This window comes from Enterovibrio baiacu, assembly GCF_004120195.1.
Classification (GTDB): domain Bacteria; phylum Pseudomonadota; class Gammaproteobacteria; order Enterobacterales; family Vibrionaceae; genus Enterovibrio; species Enterovibrio baiacui.
In genome coordinates, this window is the sequence record NZ_SCHN01000019.1 from 45,977 (window position 1) to 66,746 (window position 20,770).

The 20,770-nt window shown below is 49.9% G+C and carries 19 protein-coding genes; 8 read left to right on the forward strand and 11 right to left on the reverse strand.

Annotated features, from left to right (window positions below):
• Window positions 1-523 precede the first annotated feature (523 nt).
• Window positions 524-571 (reverse strand): small protein SpfP, encoded by a 48-nt coding sequence (gene spfP, locus EQP46_RS24670; RefSeq protein WP_438356882.1) that lies wholly within the window; start codon window positions 569-571, stop codon window positions 524-526.
• 208 nt (window positions 572-779) lie between these two features.
• Entirely contained in the window at window positions 780-3,581 is a 2,802-nt protein-coding gene (polA, locus tag EQP46_RS19385) for a DNA polymerase I (protein WP_129495207.1), read from the reverse strand.
• Window positions 3,582-4,212: 631 nt separating this feature from the next.
• Here polA and elbB point away from each other — a divergent pair.
• Window positions 4,213-4,863, forward strand: a complete 651-nt coding sequence (gene elbB / locus EQP46_RS19390) for an isoprenoid biosynthesis glyoxalase ElbB (protein ID WP_129495208.1) — start codon at window positions 4,213-4,215, stop codon at window positions 4,861-4,863.
• A 241-nt stretch (window positions 4,864-5,104) separates the two neighbouring features.
• Here the strand turns inward: elbB and EQP46_RS19395 are convergent, their stop codons facing one another.
• From EQP46_RS19395 to recQ, 4 genes are all read right to left on the reverse strand, one after another.
• On the reverse strand, window positions 5,105-5,542 hold the full coding sequence (locus tag EQP46_RS19395) for a GNAT family N-acetyltransferase (protein WP_129495209.1): 438 nt from the start codon (window positions 5,540-5,542) through the stop codon (window positions 5,105-5,107).
• A 155-nt stretch (window positions 5,543-5,697) separates the two neighbouring features.
• On the reverse strand, window positions 5,698-6,378 hold the full coding sequence (locus EQP46_RS19400; RefSeq protein WP_129495210.1) for a 7-cyano-7-deazaguanine/7-aminomethyl-7-deazaguanine transporter: 681 nt from the start codon (window positions 6,376-6,378) through the stop codon (window positions 5,698-5,700).
• 175 nt (window positions 6,379-6,553) lie between these two features.
• On the reverse strand, window positions 6,554-6,892 hold the full coding sequence (locus EQP46_RS19405; protein WP_129495211.1) for a DUF3630 family protein: 339 nt from the start codon (window positions 6,890-6,892) through the stop codon (window positions 6,554-6,556).
• Complete coding sequence (gene recQ, locus EQP46_RS19410; RefSeq protein WP_129495212.1) at window positions 6,876-8,726, reverse strand: ATP-dependent DNA helicase RecQ; 1,851 nt, start codon at window positions 8,724-8,726, stop codon at window positions 6,876-6,878. Before recQ ends, EQP46_RS19405 begins: the two co-directional genes overlap by 17 nt.
• Before the next feature lie 324 nt (window positions 8,727-9,050).
• Here recQ and rarD point away from each other — a divergent pair, with 324 nt between their 5' ends.
• The 3 genes from rarD to EQP46_RS19425 all read left to right on the forward strand — a co-directional run bounded on the left by rarD (window position 9,051) and on the right by EQP46_RS19425 (window position 12,457).
• The gene (gene rarD / locus EQP46_RS19415) at window positions 9,051-9,962 is read left to right on the forward strand and encodes an EamA family transporter RarD (RefSeq protein WP_129495251.1); all 912 of its coding nucleotides are present in this window, start codon (window positions 9,051-9,053) and stop codon (window positions 9,960-9,962) included.
• A 194-nt stretch (window positions 9,963-10,156) separates the two neighbouring features.
• Complete coding sequence (ggt, locus tag EQP46_RS19420; protein WP_129495213.1) at window positions 10,157-11,929, forward strand: gamma-glutamyltransferase; 1,773 nt, start codon at window positions 10,157-10,159, stop codon at window positions 11,927-11,929.
• Between the two features lie 30 nt (window positions 11,930-11,959).
• Entirely contained in the window at window positions 11,960-12,457 is a 498-nt protein-coding gene (locus tag EQP46_RS19425; protein ID WP_017011964.1) for a DUF2780 domain-containing protein, read from the forward strand.
• A gap of 100 nt (window positions 12,458-12,557) precedes the next feature.
• Here the strand turns inward: EQP46_RS19425 and uvrD are convergent, their stop codons facing one another.
• Window positions 12,558-14,735, reverse strand: a complete 2,178-nt coding sequence (uvrD, locus tag EQP46_RS19430; protein WP_129495214.1) for a DNA helicase II — start codon at window positions 14,733-14,735, stop codon at window positions 12,558-12,560.
• 395 nt (window positions 14,736-15,130) lie between these two features.
• Between uvrD and EQP46_RS19440 the strand changes: the two genes are divergently transcribed.
• The 4 genes from EQP46_RS19440 to EQP46_RS19455 all read left to right on the forward strand — a co-directional run bounded on the left by EQP46_RS19440 (window position 15,131) and on the right by EQP46_RS19455 (window position 17,529).
• Window positions 15,131-15,391 (forward strand): BufA1 family periplasmic bufferin-type metallophore, encoded by a 261-nt coding sequence (locus EQP46_RS19440; RefSeq protein WP_129495215.1) that lies wholly within the window; start codon window positions 15,131-15,133, stop codon window positions 15,389-15,391.
• A gap of 24 nt (window positions 15,392-15,415) precedes the next feature.
• Entirely contained in the window at window positions 15,416-16,270 is an 855-nt protein-coding gene (bufB, locus tag EQP46_RS19445) for an MNIO family bufferin maturase (RefSeq protein ID WP_129495216.1), read from the forward strand.
• On the forward strand, window positions 16,267-17,025 hold the full coding sequence (locus tag EQP46_RS19450) for an HvfC/BufC N-terminal domain-containing protein (protein WP_129495217.1): 759 nt from the start codon (window positions 16,267-16,269) through the stop codon (window positions 17,023-17,025). The genes bufB and EQP46_RS19450 overlap by 4 nt, the downstream gene beginning before the upstream one ends.
• Window positions 17,026-17,091: 66 nt before the next feature.
• Entirely contained in the window at window positions 17,092-17,529 is a 438-nt protein-coding gene (locus tag EQP46_RS19455) for a DoxX family protein (protein WP_129495218.1), read from the forward strand.
• A gap of 85 nt (window positions 17,530-17,614) precedes the next feature.
• On the opposite strand, the gene yigB is transcribed toward EQP46_RS19455, so the two are convergent.
• The 4 genes from yigB to dapF are packed head-to-tail and all read right to left on the reverse strand — an operon-like array spanning window position 17,615 to window position 20,766.
• Entirely contained in the window at window positions 17,615-18,346 is a 732-nt protein-coding gene (gene yigB / locus EQP46_RS19460; protein WP_129495252.1) for a 5-amino-6-(5-phospho-D-ribitylamino)uracil phosphatase YigB, read from the reverse strand.
• A gap of 10 nt (window positions 18,347-18,356) precedes the next feature.
• On the reverse strand, window positions 18,357-19,271 hold the full coding sequence (gene xerC / locus EQP46_RS19465) for a tyrosine recombinase XerC (RefSeq protein ID WP_129495219.1): 915 nt from the start codon (window positions 19,269-19,271) through the stop codon (window positions 18,357-18,359).
• Window positions 19,268-19,939: a DUF484 family protein gene (locus EQP46_RS19470; RefSeq protein WP_129495220.1), complete on the reverse strand. Its 672-nt coding sequence runs from the start codon at window positions 19,937-19,939 to the stop codon at window positions 19,268-19,270. The genes xerC and EQP46_RS19470 overlap by 4 nt, the downstream gene beginning before the upstream one ends.
• Window positions 19,936-20,766, reverse strand: a complete 831-nt coding sequence (gene dapF, locus EQP46_RS19475) for a diaminopimelate epimerase (protein WP_129495221.1) — start codon at window positions 20,764-20,766, stop codon at window positions 19,936-19,938. Before dapF ends, EQP46_RS19470 begins: the two co-directional genes overlap by 4 nt.
• Window positions 20,767-20,770 lie beyond the last annotated feature (4 nt).

The window sequence follows — 20,770 nt, forward strand, 5'->3', positions numbered from 1 at the left end:
TTCAGTGTCAGCAATGATTCTCATCCTCGCAAGTCCACGTCACCCACATCTCACGTTTTTTTGCCTTACTTAACAGGCAGCTAATTTACCCGGCTTTTTAACCTCATGATTCATCATGTTTTTAGCTATCCAAAATATTCTTATTTTTTTATAAGAATTATCATGATTCGAACATGTTTTTTGGCTACAGAATTACTGGAATTGAATTACAGAAAGCGAGATAAAAAAATGGCCGAACTGAGAGTCAGATCGGCCAGAATCAACGTGGAGATGCACTGTCTTAAACACTACCGCAGTGAGTCTCTACACATTAAGAATAAGAAGCAGTGGTCATTATAGCGTCAACACTGACAAATTAAAGTATTTACTCTAATTTAGTTTGCACAAACAGGTTTACACACCGAGAAAAACGGTTAAACCATTATTAAATAACAGTTTTATGGGGATTAAAGAGACGGGAATGACGTTGGGTTTTCCACATAAAAAATGCCCCGGTCGACATACATCGACCGGGGCTGCTGAATCAGCTAAATCCAATAACGTGAAACAAAAGGTCTGAAAGATAGAACATCTTACCTCTGTACCCTACGCGAATAACTGTATACCAAATGTTCGATTAAGAAAACCCTTTACGTAATTTTTTTTCATAAAATTATAAAAAAGAACATGATATGTATTCATCTTGTTTCATTAGGTCGAAAAAAAAGCCCACTTGCGTGGACTTTTTTCGCTTTAAACTTTAAGTGGCAGCTGATAGAAAACCGCTGAGGAGCTTGGTTTTAGTGGGCTTGGTCCCAGTTAATACCGCTACCTGATTCAGCAATCAAAGGCACTTCTAGCATTGCTGCTGACTCCATGAGCCTGCAAACCGTCGCTTCTACCTCAGACAGGTGTTCGGTATCGACTTCCAACACCAATTCATCGTGCACTTGCATGATAAGGGACACGCGTCCTTCTGGTTGCTGTTGGATCCAGCCATCGACAAAAATCATCGCACGTTTGATGATATCTGCTGCCGTGCCCTGCATAGGCGCGTTAATCGCGGCACGTTCTGCCGCCTTACGACGCATACCATTGCTCGATTTAATCTCAGGCAGATGCAGTCGACGCCCAAAGATGGTTTCAACATACCCTTGTTCCGCCGCCTGCAAACGCGTGGCTTCCATGTACTGCTTCACACCAGGGTAACGTTCAAAATAACGTTCCATGTACTGCTGCGCTTCACCACGCGGGATCCCCAACTGCTTCGCCAGACCAAATGCACTCATGCCGTAGATCAAACCAAAGTTAATCGCCTTCGCACGTCGGCGCATTTCAGACGTCACATCCGAGATATCTATGCCCATGACTTCCGCAGCGGTAGCACTGTGAATGTCTTTGCCGTGGCGGAACGCATCGATCAATGCTTCATCACCCGACAAGTGCGCCATGATACGCAGTTCAATTTGAGAGTAATCGACGGCCAGAATGGTTTTATCCGCCGGCGCAATGAAGGCTTGGCGAATACGACGACCTTCTTCATTACGAATTGGAATGTTCTGCAAGTTTGGATCGGTAGAAGACAAACGTCCTGTTGCGGTGACGGCTTGATGATAAGACGTGTGAACACGCTTGGTCGTTGGGTTCACCATCTTTGGCAGTTTGTCGGTGTAGGTGGATTTTAGCTTCGCAAGTCCACGGTATTCCAAAATGCGTTTTGGCAGTGGGTAGTCCAACGCTAACTCTTGCAAGACTTCTTCATTGGTCGAAGGCGTACCTGATGGTGTCTTCTTGATCACCGGCAGCCCCATTTTTTCAAACAGAATCACTTGAAGCTGTTTTGGCGAGCTAAGATTGAACTCTTCACCAGCCAATTCAAACGTCTCTTTCTCTAGGACATCCAAACGCGCCGCAATTTCTTGCGATTGTTTACCCAGCATATCGCTATCGATCAACACACCGTGGCGTTCAATGCGCGAAAGCACAGGCACCAATGGCATTTCGTATTGCTCGAAAATGGCTTTGAGCTTGTCATCATTGTTGATGTGTCCCATCAGCGCAAGATGCAATCGTAACGTCACATCTGCATCTTCCGCCGCGTAAGGCGCAGCTTGCTCAAGTTCAATTTGATTGAAGGTTAGCTGCTTTTTACCTTTACCTGCGATGTCTTCAAAACTGATGCATTTATGCTGCAGGTAACGCGTGGCAAGGCTGTCCATATCATGACGGCCAGCCACACTGTTATAGACGTACGACTCCAACATGGTATCGAACGCGATACCCTTCATGTTGATGTCGTAACGTGCCAACACACTGGCGTCATATTTCAGGTTTTGACCCACCTTCAATGCGCCCGCATCTTCCAGCCAGCCCTTCATTTCAGCAATGACCCAATCACGATCTAATTGCTTAGGCGCATCAAGGTAATCGTGCGCAACAGGAACATACGCCGCTTCACCCGGTGCGATGGCAAAAGATAAACCGACCAGATTGGCTTCCATGTAATCTAGGCTGTCTGTTTCGGTGTCGAACGCCACCACGTCTGCCGCGCGCAGTTTTTCCATCCATGCGTGGAATGCTTCTTCGGTCAATACCGTGTCATATTGGCTGCGATCAATGGTAGCGGCAGAGAATTCAGCGTCTTTCGCGGCAGAAGCCGATGACGCGCCCACGGATGCAGAAGAAGACGCGCCAGCTGCAACAGAATCAATCCCTGCATTGCCGCTTTGCGCTTCGGCAAGCCAACGCTTGAAGTTCAATTCTGTAAATAGCGCTACCAGCTTCTCGTTATCCGCTTCGCCATTGATCAATTCTTCTGGACGAGCAGGCAATTCGCAATCCAGCTTGATGGTGGCAAGCTCATAAGACAGGTAAGCATTTTCTCGGTTATCCTCGAGCTTCTTCGCCATGGTTTTCGAGCCACGGAAGCCCAAACCTGCGATTTGGTCGAGGTTGTCATACAGCTTACTTAAGCCACCAATGCCTGCGATCAGCGCTGTCGCTGTTTTCTCACCCACACCAGGAACGCCTGGAATGTTATCGACTTTATCGCCCATCAGTGCAAGGTAATCGATAATGTGTTCAGGGCCAAAACCGTACTTATCATGCACACCTTGCGGATCCATGATGACATTGGTCATGGTGTTGATCAGCGTGACATTTTCATCAACCAGCTGCGCCATGTCTTTATCGCCCGTACTGATCAAGATCGGCATACCCGCCGCCGAACCTTGTGTCGCGAGCGTACCGATCACGTCGTCCGCTTCCACGCCTTCGATCACCATCATTGGGAAGCCCATGGCTTCAATGATCGCGTGCAATGGTGCGATCTGACCGCGAAGATCATCCGGCATGGGTGGACGATTCGCTTTGTACTCACTGTACATGTCGTCGCGAAAGGTCTTTCCTTTGGCGTCAAAAATCACCGCCACATTTGATTTTGGATACTGCTTCACCAAACTGCGTAGCATGTTTACGACGCCATACACGGCCCCCGTCGGTTCACCTTTTGCATTGGTGAGATTAGGAGAAGCGTGGTACGCGCGGTAAAGGTAGGAAGAGCCGTCGACCAAAATCAACGGGTTTTCAGGATTCATGGCCATAACTGTCTTAGCTAACCGGAAAATGATGGATAGGTAAGGATGCCATGACTAGAGAAATCTGTTAACCCACGATTGAGAGATAGTTACCCAAACATCCAGAAGTTGCAGGATTCGGCGTGCTTTATGAAGAAAGGTAAGCTGAAAATGGCTTTTACCCTCCCAACATGAAGATGCTCACATTCAGGTTGATGAGGCATAAGTGGTCGGCAGACTTGAGATAAATGTTGGAAGTTCACACCGTAGGCCGAAAAAGACGATCATTTAAAACCCTACACAGAGTTATACAACACATGCCGTTCTGTGGATAAGTTTGTTGGTATTTATTTTTAACGTGTTAGATCGCTTGTGTGTATTTTGAAAATACTGAAATTAATTCCTTATATTATAAACAGTTAACATCAACACTTTGATCGTGATCAGGATCGTGATCAGATCATCGACTGTGGAAAAAGAAATTATTCTCCTCTCAATTCGACGAAAAACCAAATTTTCGACCTGAAATGAAAGGATGTGATCCCGTTGCATTCAAATACACATCGCTTTGCTCATAATCTGTACTTCTTTTGACGATTAGATAGGCATCATTCTGTTGCTGCTCTTTTCGACGTTTCACTGATGCGAGGTGCTAAGAATGAAAAATATTGCCGTGATTTTATCTGGGTGTGGTGTCTTTGATGGCACAGAAATTCATGAAGCAGTGCTATCACTTCTCGCAATAGAGCAAGCCGGCGCAACATGGCATTGTTTCGCACCAGACATAGAAAAACGCCACGTGCTCAATCATCAAACTGGCGAAGAAAGCGGCGCACCACGAAATGTGTTGGAAGAATCTGCACGCATCGCGCGCGGCGACGTTCGCCCTCTTTCTACACTGGATGCCCGAGAGTTCGATGCCTTGTTGCTGCCGGGCGGTTTTGGTGTGGCGAAGAACTTGTGCGATTTCGCCATCAATGGCACCGCAATGACAGTGCAAGAAGATGTATTGGTCGTGTGTAAAGCATTTGCCGATGCTGAGAAACCCGCAGGCTACCTTTGTATTGCTCCCATACTGATCCCTGCGATCTATGGGCCTGGTGCAAAAGGCACTATCGGCAATGATCCCGAAACAGCTGCAGCATTCAATGCCATGGGCGGTGAGCACATCAAATGCCCTGTCGATGACTTCGTGTTAGATCAAAGCCGACGTATTCTTTCCACCCCTGCATATATGTTGGCAGGCAGTGTCAGTGAAGCGGCGTCAGGCATTAACAAGTTGGTCGCGAAATTGGTGGAATTGGGATAACGAGGGAAAACTGCGAGGTAGGGAAGCCAGAAAGAAAAAAGCGACGCCGGAAGGGGCGTCGCCTGCATCAGGGTAAACTGCTAGAAAAGGCGCAGTCTAATGCAAATACATATACTGGAAGCAATGTGAGCAATGTCGTGTGCCCCTCAGCGAAGATATCGCGTTTCGCCTTAGGACGAGATAATAATAACCATTCTCATTATCATCTGACAACCCATTTCGTTCAGTTTTTCTTCACTCTTTAACTAGATGTGATCTTTTTCACAAAATGAAGGCGATATTGCGCCAGTTCATCTTTCTTTTCTAAATGCTCAATGTGGTAGTGGTTGTTCAGCAGCAAGCACAGCATGCCCGCATAGCAGTTGCGAGATTTAACACGAATGGTTTGGTAGCCATGGCTCGCCACCCAGCGCTCCTGCGCGTGCAGTAAGCCTTGTGCAATGCCGCGACGACGCCCCTTCTTCGTCACGCCTCCGATCCAGCTATAGAAACAATCGTCATCCAGTTGATAGCCAATTTTAACGCCAACCACTTCGCCATCATCATCGGCCACCAGCACGAGGCATGCTTTGTCGCCAATGCGTCGTTTCAGTGAGGCTAACGTTTCAACACGCGCGAACTCTTCAATTCTCCCGAGCACATCTACGGCTTCTTCTAGCGTGCCTTCTCGAATAATCATGGTAAAAATCCTTATGCAGACCGTTTAGCGAGTATAGTAATTCCGACGTTGCACGATTTGTTTCGGAGCAACAAAGCCCATCATTTCGATTCAAGTGGCATAAAAAAAGCCGATCTCTCGACCGGCTCCTCTTCCCTCAAAACTGTGTGTTTGCGTTAGACGCGGCTTGAGCTCGGCTGCTCAATAGCAACGTTCGTATCCACCTTGGTGATACGACTGACCACATAGTTCAGCAGCACACCGTACATAGGCACAAACAATCCAAGACTGATCACCAGCTTGAATGCGTAATCCACCAGTGCGATTTCCTTCCAGTTTTCCGCCATAAAGGCATCAGGGCTGTTGTAAAACGCAATCGCAAAGAACGCCAAGGTATCAATCGCATTACCAAACAGCGTTGAGCAGCTAGGGGCTACCCACCATTGTTTGGTTTGACGCAGACGATTGAACACGTGGATGTCGAGGATTTGACCCAGCATGTACGCCATGAAACTTGCGGCGGCAATACGGGCTACAAACAGATTAAACTCCGTCAGATGTGCGAGACCTTGATACTGTCCTTGATAGAACAGCACGGATAACACATAAGAAATCAGCAGTGACGGCACCATGACACTGAAGATGATCCGACGCGCCATGCCTGCACCATAGATACGTACCGTTAGATCTGTTGCCAGAAAAATAAACGGAAAGGTAAATGCGCCCCACGTCGTGTGGAAACCAAAAATGGTGAAGGGCAGCTGAACCAAATAGTTGCTAGATGCAATGATGACGAGGTGGAAAACCACCAAGTATGAAAGGGCTTTGCGCTGTTGCGCGGGCGTAAAAGTGCTCATTGTGAACCTTTTTGTCATTGGGGGCGAGGGAACCCAAATTAACTACAAATGCTAAGCCTCTGGACTTAACACCTTATTTTTCACTGATTCGCGAACCAAATTGGCGCGCTCATTCTTAACGAACGGATCAGAAGGTGGCGAATTATACAGCAAATCTTTCGATTGCCAACTGCCTTCAGGAGGTTGAGGTTTGGAGCTGGTTAACGAGCCAGTTATTCAAGAACGTGAGTTCGTCATCGCCGTCAGCGCCAAGGCGCTCTAGCCACAAACTTGCGCTGTAATGCTCGGCTTTTAACATGAACTGCACGCCCTCAAAATCGACCAGCCAGCTCATCAAATCCGCATCCATTTGCTTTTCAATGATGGCAGCATCAATCAATTGGCAAAACGCGGCGGCATAACCGTCTGCATTGTCGAAATCCAGATCATCAATGGCCAACACAAAACGCCCTTCTTCGATATCAAAGAGCGCTATGTTCGCGTGTGTCAGTATGCGGTTATCCGTAGCTGGCATCGTTTGAATCCATGGTGATGTGATCTTCAATCACGTCTAAAAAGACATTGCCGTATTTTTCGAGCTTACGTTGGCCTACCCCGTTCACTGCGAGCAGTTCACCTTGCGAAGTTGGGATCATCTCCGCCATCTCAATCAAGGTGGCATCGTTAAACACCACGTAAGGCGGGACGTCTTCTTCATCGGCAATGGCTTTGCGCAGCTTGCGCAGTTTCGCGAAGAGTTTTTTATCGTAATTACGCTTACCAAGCTTGTCGGCTTTGCTGCGCGGCGACAACCCCAAACGCGGCACGGCCAGTTCCAGCGCGATTTCACCGCGTAATAATGGACGCGCTTCTTCGGTCAATTGCAGCACAGAGCTTCGAGCAATGTTCTGCACCAAATACCCGCGGTGGATCAACTGACGGTAAATACTGACCCAATACTCATGGCTATTATCCTTGCCCAGTCCATAGGTGCTGAGCTTTTCATGGGCATGATCTTTGATGCGTTGGTTTTGCATGCCACGAAGCACTTCCACCACGTAGCCCACACCAAAGCTTTGGTTCACGCGATACACACAAGACAACGCTTTTTGCGCCTGCTCAGTGCCATCAAACAAGGTGGGTGGGTCTAGGCAAATGTCGCAGTTGCCGCACGGCTTCTCGCGGTATTCACCGAAGTAGTTCAGTAGCACCAAACGACGACATGTTAGGGCTTCTGCAAAAGCCCCCATGGCATTCAGCTTGTGGCTTTCCACTTGCTTTTGCGGGCCCTCTGGCTTTTCTTGCAAGCAGCGATGCAGCCAACCAATGTCTGACGGGTCATAGAACATCACCGCTTCTGCGGGCAAACCATCGCGCCCCGCACGGCCCGTTTCCTGATAGTAGGATTCGATGTTTCTCGGAATATCGTAATGCACCACAAAGCGCACGTTGGGTTTGTTGATCCCCATGCCGAATGCCACGGTGGCCACCACGATTTGAATGTCATCGCGTTGGAAGGCATCTTGCACAAATCCACGTTGCTCATTACTCATGCCGGCGTGATAACCCGCCGCACGGATATTTTGGTCGCACAATTTTTCCGCGACCTGCTCAACACGCTTTCGGCTGTTGCAATAAATAATGCCGCTTTGACCAGACTGAGTGGTCAAAAATTGGGTGAGTTGCGCGAGGGGTTTGTGCTTTTCAAGCAAGGTGTAGCGAATGTTAGGCCTGTCGAAGCTGCCGAGGTAAATGTTAGGGGCGTTCAACGCCAAACGCTGGCAAATGTCTTGACGCGTGGTGTCATCAGCCGTGGCCGTCAGCGCCATCACAGGCACATCAACAAAGTGCTGTTTCAGCATGCCAAGTTGCGCATACTCTGGGCGGAAGTCGTGCCCCCACTGTGACACACAGTGCGCTTCATCGACAGCAATCAACCCTACTTGAGCCGATTGCAGACGTTCGATGAAATCTCGCATCAGCACACGTTCAGGCGACACATACAAAAGCTTTAAATTGCCTTCTCGTAGCGCTCGCCAGGTTTCGCTTTGTTCGTCTGGCGTCATCGAAGAGTTCAAGCACGCCGCCTGCACACCGTTGGCGAGCAGTTGGTCGACCTGATCTTTCATTAAAGAAATGAGCGGGGAAATGACAATCGTGATGCCATCACGCACCAAGGCAGGAATTTGGTAGCACAGGCTCTTACCGCCACCCGTGGGCATAATGACCAAACAATCTTGACCTGCAATCACAGCATCAATGATTTCTTTCTGACCGTCGCGATAGCTGTGGTAGCCGAATACCTTCTGAAGAACAGAGTGATCGTGAGCGATTTCCGACGTTAACGCGGTCGAATCAGTAGGGGTCATAGCGCCTCTCTTCGAAGAATTGGCGCTCATTCTAAACGTACCACGGCAATGTTGAAAGCGATGCTGGCGTTGTACAAAATTTTCTCACCAATTTGTCACTCGAAGGGTGTGATTAAACTCTCATCATCCATATACTGACCAAAGCAGCAAAACAATTTGCATTCAATGCCATTGCTCAGCCGTTCGGCAGTGACAATGCCACTTCATCCTTATATTTCGCTGCTTACTTCGCCACTTGGCGACATTTATTCTTTGAACCGCCCTTCCAGTTGCCGCATAGGCTGTCGCTTTACCCATGGAAGGAAAACAACACGAGATAACGCAGTGAATGATGCGCAACAAACTCGCCGTGGCGTTTTGCTCGCCCTTGGCGCGTATACCATGTGGGGCGTCGCCCCCATTTACTTTAAATCGCTGACCGACGTTCCTCCACTTGAAGTGCTCATGCACCGTGTGCTTTGGTCGTTTTTCTTTTTAGCTGTCATTGTCTATATGAGCAGCGGCATGGCACGTGTTCGTCTGCTATTTAAAGACAAGAAGCGCATGGCATTGCTTGCGATCACCGCCATCGTGATTGCCAGTAACTGGCTGATATTTATCTGGGCCGTTGGCAGTAACCGCATGCTCGACGCCAGTTTAGGGTATTACATCAACCCACTGTTGAATGTGGTGCTTGGCATGGTGTTTCTCGGCGAACGTTTTCGAAAACTGCAATGGCTTGCTGTTGCACTTGCCACTGCAGGCGTGGGCATTCAGTTAGTCACCTTTGGCTCGCTGCCTTGGGTCGCGTTAGTGCTTGCGAGTAGCTTCGGCGTTTACGGGTTACTGCGTAAAAAAATCAATGTCGATGCGGCGACTGGCCTTTTCATCGAAACCTTGGTGCTATTGCCCGCATCTATTATTTACCTGTTTTTCATCGCAGAGAGCACGACCTCAAACTTGCTCGATAACAGCATTGGCATGAACTTATTACTGATCGCAGCGGGTGTTGTCACGACGCTGCCCCTGCTTTGTTTTAACGGCGCTGCCACTAAATTACGTTTATCGACCTTAGGTTTTTTCCAATACATCGGCCCAAGCATCATGTTCTTGCTGGCGATTGGTTTGTACAACGAACCGTTTACCGCAGACAAAGCGACGACCTTCACCTTCATTTGGACAGCACTGGTGGTCTTTACGTTTGATGCGGTGAAGCAGCAGCGAAAACAGCGACGCGAAAAGAAAGCGCAGCCTTAACGCGATATCGCGTTTAATCGCACATCATGTTCAAAACGGCACGTCATGTGCCGTTTTTCTTTCACCACCCTCCGTATCTATCTTTCCGTAACTTCTCAATAAATTTCCCTTTTGCCTCGACTTTCCGACACATCACCTTCGCGATGGAGAACTATACTGAAAGACCAATCGTTCAGGTGGCAAAAGGAATTCCAATGAAAAAGCTCCCCTCTCTTACTCTCCCCGCACTCTTATTGAGTCTTGCCTTCGGCGGCGCCGCCAACGCGACCAGCGAAGGGCAAGCAACGGATGCAATTGCCCCCGAACTTGCCACTGGCAGTGTCATGCGTAAAAGCGTGAAAGGTGAACAATGGATGGTGGCCTCTGCCAACCCTCATGCCAGTAAGGCGGGTGAGCAAATGCTGCTGGCAGGCGGTAACGCCATTGATGCCATGGTCGCGGTTCAAACTGTTTTAGGGCTGGTAGAGCCACAAAGTTCTGGGATCGGCGGCGGTGCATTACTGGTCTTTTGGGATGAAAAGAAGCAAGCCCTGACGACTTATGATGGACGCGAAACCGCGCCATTGGATGCAACACCAACCCTGTTCCTCGATGGCAATGGTCAACCGCTTCAATTTTACGATGCCGTCGTGGGCGGGTTGTCTGTCGGTACACCGGGCACCATGCGTTTAATGCATGACACCCACGCCAAACTTGGCAACCTTTCTTGGCGTAAAGTGCTCGCGCCAGCGATCGCGCTGGCGGAAAGCGGCTTTGAAGTGTCTCCCCGCCTTGCCGCCTTGATTGAAGGCGATGCCGACCGACTGCGCCGCTACCCAAGCACGTACCACTATTTCTTTGATGACACGGGCAACCCACTCAACGTTGGCGATCGCTTAGTCAACCAAGAGTATGCCAATACGCTGAAATTGGTCGCGGAAGATATCGACAATTTCTATGAAGGTGAAATCGCGGACGACATCGTTGCCACGGTGCAAAATGCCGCAGGCAACCCTGGTATTTTGAGCAAGAAAGACCTCGCGAATTACCGCGTGGTTGAACGCAACCCTGTGTGTGCGCCCTATCATCAATACAAAATCTGTGGCATGGGACCGCCGACATCTGGTGGCATTACTGTGGGTCAAATCCTCGGTATTTTAAGCAACTACCCAATGAAAACCTTGGGGAAAGACAACCCTGAAAGCTGGCGTTTGATTGGCGATGCCTCTCGCCTTGCCTTTGCTGACCGTGGTCGTTACATCGCAGACAGCGATTTTGTACCTGTGCCTACGGAGGGGTTGTTATCACCTGAATACCTCAAGACTCGCGCTGATCTCATCAGTGGCGATGCCGCATTGGAAAATGCCGCTCCAGGCCAACCTGAATTTACACATGCTCGCGTCGCACCTGAGTGGGCCGATGATCAATCGATTGAACTGCCTTCCACCAGCCACTTCTCTATCGTGGATAAAGAAGGCAACGTTGTGTCGATTACCACAACCATCGAAAACGGGTTTGGCTCGCGTTTGATGACGCGCGGTTTCTTACTCAATAACGAGCTGACCGACTTCTCCTTCGCAACCCACAAAAATGGCGTACCGATCGCCAACCGTGTTGAGCCGGGTAAACGTCCACGTTCTTCAATGGCACCGACTATCGTTATGCGCGATGGCAAACCCTACATGGCCGTTGGTTCACCAGGCGGTAGCCGTATCATCGGTTATGTAGCGAAAACATTGGTTGCGCATCTAGACTGGGGATTGGATGTACAATCAGCCATCGACCTCCCGCATTTGGTTAACCGTTTTGGCACCTATGATGTAGAAGCGGGTACAGATGCTGAAAGCTTCAAACCTGCCCTTGAAGAGATGGGGTTTGAGGTAAATATTCGTGACTTAACCTCTGGTATACACGGTATTGTTATCGATAGTGGCACTTTGGAAGGCGGAGCCGACCCAAGGCGCGAAGGACTTGTAACGGCGCAGTAGCCAGATATAACGCCCCTCAGGAGGAGCACAATGTTACGTAAACTAAATGTGATGGCACTTTCAGCCGTATTAACGATGGCCGCGTTGCCAGCACATGCACTGAGCCTAGACGGCTTGGTGGGTGAAGCGACAAAAGAAGCAAGCAATCTACTGACCGGTGTAAGCAAAGAAGCGGCAGACAACCCGCTAACGTCGCAGATTGCTGAAGGCTTGAAAGTGAATGACGAGCAAGCAGCAGGCGGTGCGGGTGCACTTCTTGCGATGGCGTATCAAGAACTCGGCACGGACCAAGCAAGCGAACTGACTAAAATGGTTCCAGGCTTGGATTCGCTGACTGGCGCCATCCCTGGCGATCTTGGTAGCATGCTGAACAACATGGAGTCAGTAAACAAAGTCTTTACTGCGTTGGGCCTAGACCCTGCCATGGTGCAAGAATATGCGCCTATGATCCTGAAATTCTTAGGTAACGAAGGCGCAAGCGAATCTCTGCTTAGCGACCTGTCTAGCCTTTGGGGTCAAGCGGCGTAATCGCTTCTGCTCTTTCTGCATCAACGCAGTAAAACGTAAAAAAGGGTGGTCATCATGACCACCCTTTTTCATTGTCGCTTTTTAGCCATTCAGCCCTTACTTACAAGGCTTCAAGCTTGGCGTATTGCGTCACCAACCACTTAATGCCTTCGCCGTTAAAGGCGACTTGCACACGGCTTTGACCGCCGCTGCCTTCAAAGTTGATGATGGTGCCTTCACCAAACTTAGGATGCTGAACGCGTTGCCCTAGCGCAAAGCCGGTCTGGTTGAAATTTGATTGGGTCTGCGTTTGCGAGAAACGGCCAGCAGAAGCAGCAGGACGCGTCACTTTCGCGCGCATACGCACTTCTTCTAAACACTCTTCCGGCAGTTCACGGATAAAACGAGATGCCTTGTGGAACATGTCTTTACCGTAAACACGGCGCATTTCTGCGTAGGTAATGAAGAGTTTCTTCATCGCACGTGTCATGCCGACATAACAAAGGCGACGCTCTTCTTCCAAGCGCCCCGCTTCTTCTGACGACATTTGGCTTGGGAACATGCCCTCTTCCACCCCGACCATGAAGACCAAGGGGAATTCGAGACCTTTGGCGCTGTGCAGCGTCATTAATTGCACCGCATCTTCAAACTCATCGGCTTGGCCTTCACCAGCTTCAAGCGCGGCATGAGACAAGAACGCCGACAACGGCGACATGGTTTCCTGCACGTCTTCAGGCACTTCGTACTGGCGGGTTGCCGTTACCAGTTCTTCCAAGTTATCAATACGCGCTTGGGCTTTTTCACCCTTTTCCGCTTCGTACATCGCACGAAGGCCAGAGTGTTGGATCACATAGTCCGTTTGCTGGAACAAGGCCATTTCACGGGTATCGTCTTCCAGCGCATTCACGAGCTCGATAAAACGACGCAGTGAGTTTGCTGCACGACCCGCGAGCACTTGCTCTTCCAGAAGTTGAGTACTGGCTTCCCACATTGTCGCGCCGCGATCACGCGCTGCCAGACGAATGGTTTCTAGGGTGCGATCGCCCAAACCACGGGTTGGGGTATTCACCACACGTTCAAAGGCCGCATCATCAAAACGGTTTGCCATCAAACGCAGGTACGCCAAGGCATCTTTGATCTCTTGGCGTTCGAAGAATCGCATGCCGCCATAAATGCGGTAAGGTAAGCCCGCTTGAATCAAGGCTTCTTCAAGCACACGGGATTGGGCGTTATTTCGGTACAGCATGGCGCAATCATTCAGTGCGCCCCCATCGTCATGCCACGCTTTGATTTTTCCGACGACAAAACGTGCTTCATCCAATTCGTTAAAGGCGCTGTAAACCGAAATCAACTCACCTTCTTTGCCATCGGTCCACAGGCTCTTGCCCATGCGTTCCGCATTATTTTCAATCAGGTGGTTCGAGGCTTTGAGAATGTTGCCCGTAGAGCGGTAGTTTTGCTCAAGACGAATGGTTTTCGCGGCAGTGAAATCGTTCAAGAAGCGCTGAATGTTTTCAATTTTCGCACCGCGCCAGCCGTAAATAGACTGATCATCATCACCCACGATCATGACCTTGGCTTCTGTGCCTGCCATCATGCGAAGCCATGCATATTGGATGTTGTTAGTATCTTGGAATTCGTCGACCAATATGTGCTTAAAGCGCGCTTGGTAGTGCTCGCGAATGTGGGCTTTATCGCGCAGCAGTTCATGGCAACGCAGCAGAAGTTCCGCAAAATCAACCAAGCCTGCACGATCGCACGCTTCTTGGTATGCGCTGTAAACGCGTAGCCAGGTTTTCTCTACCGGATCGAATTGCGCGTCAATGTGTTGTGGGCGCAGCCCTTCGTCTTTTTTGGCATTGATGTACCAAGACGCCTGACGCGCTGGCCAGTGTTTCTCATCCAAGTTTTGCGCTTTGATCAAACGACGCAGCAAACGCTGTTGGTCATCAGAATCGAGGATTTGGAAATCCTGCGGCAAGTTCGCATCCAAATGATGCGCACGAAGAATGCGGTGACACAAGCCGTGGAAAGTTCCGCACCAAAGTCCTGACGCCGTACCATGCATCAATTGTTCAATACGGCCGCGCATTTCTGCTGCCGCTTTATTGGTGAAGGTTACCGCCAACACCGAAAAAGGCGATGACTGCTCCACTTGCATTAACCAAGCGATGCGATGAACCAGCACGCGTGTTTTACCACTTCCCGCTCCCGCTAGAACCAAGTAGTTGCCGAGCGGTGCGGCCACGGCTTCGCGCTGTTTGTCGTTAAGACCATCTATGAGGTGGGATACGTCCATCGTTCATTCACTGGTTATTTATACACTGGTTGAGGATTATATACCCAAAGTGGCGTGCGTTGCTCGCTTCGCGCCGATTTTCTGAGCTCAAAATGGAAACCAACCCTCTCATTCATCACCATCACCCGCCTAATTGCCGAAAAAACATCATGTTTGTGAATATTTTTTCTTTCTTTACCGAATGACGTTTTAAAGCGGAATATCAGAAACTTAAAAAATATTTCACGAAAAAATCTCACCGAAACGAAGAGCCAGTGGCGAAAAAATGGACGCGAATGCGAAAGTTTTTGTTCTCACATCCTATCTTTTTAAGTGAGCGCGTTATTGAAGACTCGCCCTACTACAACCGATTGATAATCTTGAGGACGACAGAGTCCTAAGAGTGAGGATTAAACATGAAAAAGACCAATCTTGCTGTTGCTGCTGCTGTTACCGGTTTACTTGCTGTGGGTGCGACTACCCTGACCACCACCGCGGTTCACGCTGCAGAAAAAGAGAAGTGCTATGGCGTAGCCAAAGCCGGTAAGAATGACTGTGCAACAAACACAAGTTCATGTGCTGGTACCTCTACCAAAGACGCACAATCTGATGCATTCATCGTTGTACCAAAAGGTCTATGTGATCGCTTGGCAGGTAGCTCAAGCACATCTTCATAAGCTGACGATTACGGAAGAAAAGGTATGGAAAAAATATCTCCTTGGGTCGGTGTTGGGTTACGTCATCCACACCATGACCACTTCGAACAAGAATCCCCGGATATTGGATGGTTAGAAGTACACAGCGAGAATTTTTTCCAACCTGATTCCGATGCGTTTCAGGCGCTGCATTCGCTGCAGCGCCGATACCCCATCAGCTGTCATGGCGTTGGGTTATCACTCGGGTCAACCGACCCTATCAATGTTCAACACCTTCAACGGCTCAAGCATCTGGTTGATGCCATTGATCCACTGTTTGTATCAGAGCATTTGAGTTGGAGCTCAGTGAACGGGGAATACTTCAATGATCTGTTGCCCCTGCCTTACACCGAAGAAGCCCTCGATGTGTTTTGTGCCAATGTCGACAAAACGCAGGACTACTTGAACCGTCAGATCTTGATTGAAAACCCATCCAGTTATTTGAGCTTCAATCATTCAACCTTGTCGGAATGGGATTTCTTAACCGAAGTGTCTCGTCGAACCGGATGTGGCTTACTGCTCGACCTGAACAATATTCACGTCAGTGCCTTTAATCATGGCTTTGACGCACAACACTACCTCGGTGCTATTGACCCAGACAGCGTGAAAGAAATTCATCTGGCAGGCTTTACTGTCAATCCCTTGCCAGAAGGCGAGATTTGGATTGATACGCACAGCCAGCCTGTCTCTGAGCCTGTTTGGGCGCTCTATGAGCAATGGATCTCCCAACATGGCCCAAGACACACCTTGATCGAGTGGGACAGAGATATCCCTGCGCCAGAAGTGTTATTGGCAGAAGCGGCGAAAGCCGACCGCATTGTTAAAGCAGTAGCATCAATGGTGCGTAAGGAGGCGTCATGAGTGACTCACCGTCACTGGCTGCTTTGCAACAGCAGTTCAGCCAAGCGCTGCATTACCAGCCCTACGCGCTTCCCGTTGAGGAAGGCGTCGCGGAGCCCGATGCACTGCTGCAGGTTTATCGCAATAACTTCGTCATGACATTAACGGAATACCTTGAAGTCGTGTATCCCGTGGTACATGCCCTTGTCGGTGAAGACTGCTTCAATGCCTTGGCGCGACACCATGTATTGAACACCCCCATGCTTGATGCACGTGCCGACCAATACGGCGATGGCTTTGATGCCACCATTAACGCCATTCCTAACATCATCGATGCCGTGCCCTACCTTGCCGACATCGCAACGTTAGAGTGGTTAATCCAAGCCGTGAACCAACATGCGCCTCGCGCCACCGATTTTCCTTTGGAGGCGTTATCACAGGTTGCGCCCGAAGATTTTGATGCCTTGAGGCTGACTGTCGCGCCGTCAGTGCGACTGCTTCAAAGCCGCTTTCCTGCTGCCAGTATTTGGCATGCAGTGACAGACAACGATGGGAATGCACTGCAAGCCCTCGACTTATCAGACAGTGAAACCGTGCTTTTGCTGATGAATGAACAAGGCATTCAACTGCAAGCCATTGATGCAGAAGAAGCATCACTGATTGTGGCGTGCAATGAAAACACCTTGGGTGCCATTGACCCTGAACTTCTTAAACACATCGCCCCTGCGGTTCAACGCGGTGTGTTTGAACACTTTGATATTGCTGACCAGCCTTAGCCAAAGCAGCGATTTAGCTTGGCACAGCGAATGATTCGATGACTAAGAATGAAAAGGAAATAGCAGATGATTGCTGTATTTAACAAAATTGATGGCCTGATGGAATCCGCGCTAAAGCCTTTGGTTCCAGTACTGTTGCTTGTTAGCCGTGTTTGGGTGGCGTGGGTATTCTTCCGCGCAGGCCAAGCCAAGATCGCCAGTTGGGACAGCACCTTGTTCTTGTTTGAATATGAGTACCAAGTGCCTGTGTTGCCTTGGGAGCTTGCCGCTTACCTTGGCACCGCGGCTGAATTGATCCTTCCTGTGTTCTTGGTGTTGGGCTTACTCACGCGTCCTGCTGCGCTGGCACTGTTTGTGTTCAACATTGTCGCGGTCGTGTCTTATCCGGCACTGTGGGAGAAAGGATTCTACGATCACCAAATGTGGGGCATCATGCTGCTGGCGACCATTATCCTTGGCCCAGGTTTGGCTGCCGTTGATAACTTTCTTAAACGTCGCGGCTAATCCCGCCAACAAGAGAGACAGAAAAAGCGCCTAAGGCGCTTTTTTTATTTTTGAAGACGATACTGATGGGCGATACAACACCGCCTTATGACGCTCCACACCCTGTCAGCGTCAAAAGCTGACTAAGATGCGTGATTTCCACATCAGGCAAAAGCGACGCCCGTCGCTGCGTCGTCAACGGTTGATGCGTGTCATTGAACCAACACGCTTTAAAGCCTGCCAACACGGCACCACGCACGTCTGATTTCAAATGGTCACCCACATGAAGAATGTCAGAGGCAGGCATTGCCAACGCTTGCTGGGCTTTCACGAACAAGGCGCTGTCAGGTTTCGCTGCGCCGTCAGGCCCTGCGCGCAATACGTGCTTGAAATACGGCGTTAAACCAAGCTTGTCACTGTCCACATTGCCATTGGTGATCGCCACCAGCGGGTAGCGCGACGCAAGCAAAGACAAGGTTTCTAAAGCCTCATCCGGCACAGTGAAATTGCTGCGCTCAAACAAAAAGAATGCCACCGCGTCATCGGCCAATAAGCGCGCTTCCGGCGCTCGCAAGCCACATCGTGTGGCTGCCAATACAATCTGCGCACGGCGAATGTCCGTGACAAACCCCACCAACGCTGGATTTTCATCAATCACTTGCTGACGCATTGCTTGCCATTGCGACCAATCATACGCCGCCATGGCTTCACAGCGGTCTTCCAGCCAATCGAGCAGCAGTTGTTCAGCGCGTACTATCACCACCCGGTTATCGTAAAGCGTGTCATCAAGATCAAACGTCAATGCGTTTACAGGTTGCCAGCGTCGATAGAACTTCATGGTTGAGGTGTCACTCCCCTTTGCACTTTCTCGCCCTTGGATGTGCGGCATCGTATACCTTGGCCAAGTGCTGAAAATCGAGGTGGGTGTAAACCTGGGTCGTCGACAAATCGGCGTGCCCAAGCAACTCTTGCACTGCACGTAAATCACCGGAAGATTCCAGCATGTGCGTGGCAAAACTGTGTCGAAGTTTGTGCGGGTTAATGTGGCTGCTAACGGCTTGTTTTTGTCCCCATTCCGCCATACGTTTTTGTACGCTACGCGGCGAAATTCGGTTTCCAAGCTTGGAGATAAACAAGGCCTCTTCCGGCCCTTTGAGCAATTGGTTACGCACTTTTAGCCAATTCACCAGCCATTCTTGTGCTTTACCTGTAAACGGCACAACGCGTTCTTTATCGCCCTTACCGATCACGCGGAGATCCCCTTTACGCACCGCCACATCACGAAGGTTCAATCCGATCAGTTCCGACAAACGCAGGCCAGCACCGTACATCAATTCCATCATGGCACGATCGCGGATCGCCAGCGGGTCGTCTTCGTCAACCGACAACAACTGGTCAATCTCATCCACATCGAGGTTTTTCGGTAAGGTACGGCCTTGCTTGGGCGCAGCCACGCCTTTCGCGGGGTTTGCGCCCATTGCGCCATCCCACACCATAAAATCAAAGAAGCTACGCAGCGCAGACAATCGAAGCGCAATGCTACCGGGTTTGAGTTTGTCGCGTTTGGCTTGGCTGGCAATCTGACGCACCCACGCCGAATCCACGTCCTGCCATTGGGTCACTTCAGAGCGAACCAAGAACTCAGCACAGGCGTGCAATTGCTGACGGTAGTTAGATTCAGTATGACGACTTAAACCGCGCTCGCGGATCATGTAGTCAAAGAAACGGACGAGGGGTTTTTCCAGCGTGGCTGGCAAGCTCATTCAGCCGCCTGCCACTTGGAAAGAAGAATGGCGATGTGCTCGGCAATTTGTTCCACGAACAAGGTATCCATGCTCGGTTGGAAATGTCCGCCATCTTTGCTGGCAAACGATAAAAAGCCCAACTCTTTTCCTTTGTACACAGGCACCAGCGCGTAAGAACCTAGTTCAGGGGCGGCATGCACGAAGTACTCGCCATCATTCTTACGCAGTCGGCCGAGGTAAATGCGCTGACCGCAGAAATGCGCCGCTTTTACCGCATCAACCCCCTGACGATTTAGCCCTTTATCGCCATCGTAAAGGCGAAGGGTGACGGTCAGGTTTAACGATGAAGCCAGTTCACGTAGCGCTTGGTGAACACCACTTTCGCTTTCAACGGCAAACAACGCTTTGTGAGCATGAGAGAAAGCGCGGAACAAGTTTTCATTGCCCGCCGCAATACTCATTAGCTGTGTGATGTCTTCTTCCAATTCTGCAACGCGATCACGCAAGCGACCCAGTTGAATCTCAACCAAAGACACCGCACCACGCTCAGTGTGAGGGATACGCAACTGCGTCAGCAACTGAAGCTGACGCTGGAAAAAATCAGGGTTATCTTTCAAAAAGCTGGCCACGGCATCTTCAGTAAGTGCTTGTGCCAATGGCCCTTCGAGCTTGGAAAGCTCCGTCATACGGTTATTTGTCCATCATATACATGAGAAGCAGGCCCCGACATAAACAGCGGATGACCCGGCCCACGCCAACGAATGTGTAATGAACCGCCTGGCAAATGCACGGTGACAGATTCATCCAACAAACCTTGAGTGATACCAACAGCCACGGCAGCACACGCGCCGCTTCCACATGCTTGGGTTTCGCCCGCGCCACGTTCATACACGCGAAGTCGGATTTCGTTACGTGAGACCACTTGCATGAATCCCGCATTCACACGCTCTGGGAATCGCTCGTGCGATTCGACCAATGGGCCAAGGGTTTCCACATCAGCAGTATCCACATCATCAACCACAGTCACACAGTGCGGGTTGCCCATGCTGACAGCACCAACAAACAAGGTTTTATCGTCTACACGTAAAATATAGGTTTTTTCTTCCGCATTTGCGCGAAACGGGATTTTTGCAGGCGACCAAATAGGCTCACCCATGTTGGCAGTCACGGCATCGTCACTGTCAATTTTCAGCACCATCTTGCCAGATTTGGTACTGACATTGATTTGATGCTTATTGGTGAGGCCTTTCATTCGCACAAAGCGCGCAAAGCAGCGGGCACCGTTGCCACACTGCTCGACTTCACTGCTGTCCGCATTAAAGATCCGGTAATGAAAATCACTTTCCGGATCGTACGGAGGCTCGACCACCAAAAGTTGGTCGAAGCCCACACCGGTGTTTCTGTCCGCCAATCGGCGGATCATATCCGGGGAGAAATATGCATTTTGCGTCACGCAGTCAACGACCATAAAGTCGTTGCCAAGCCCATGCATTTTCGAAAATTGTATCTGCATCCGG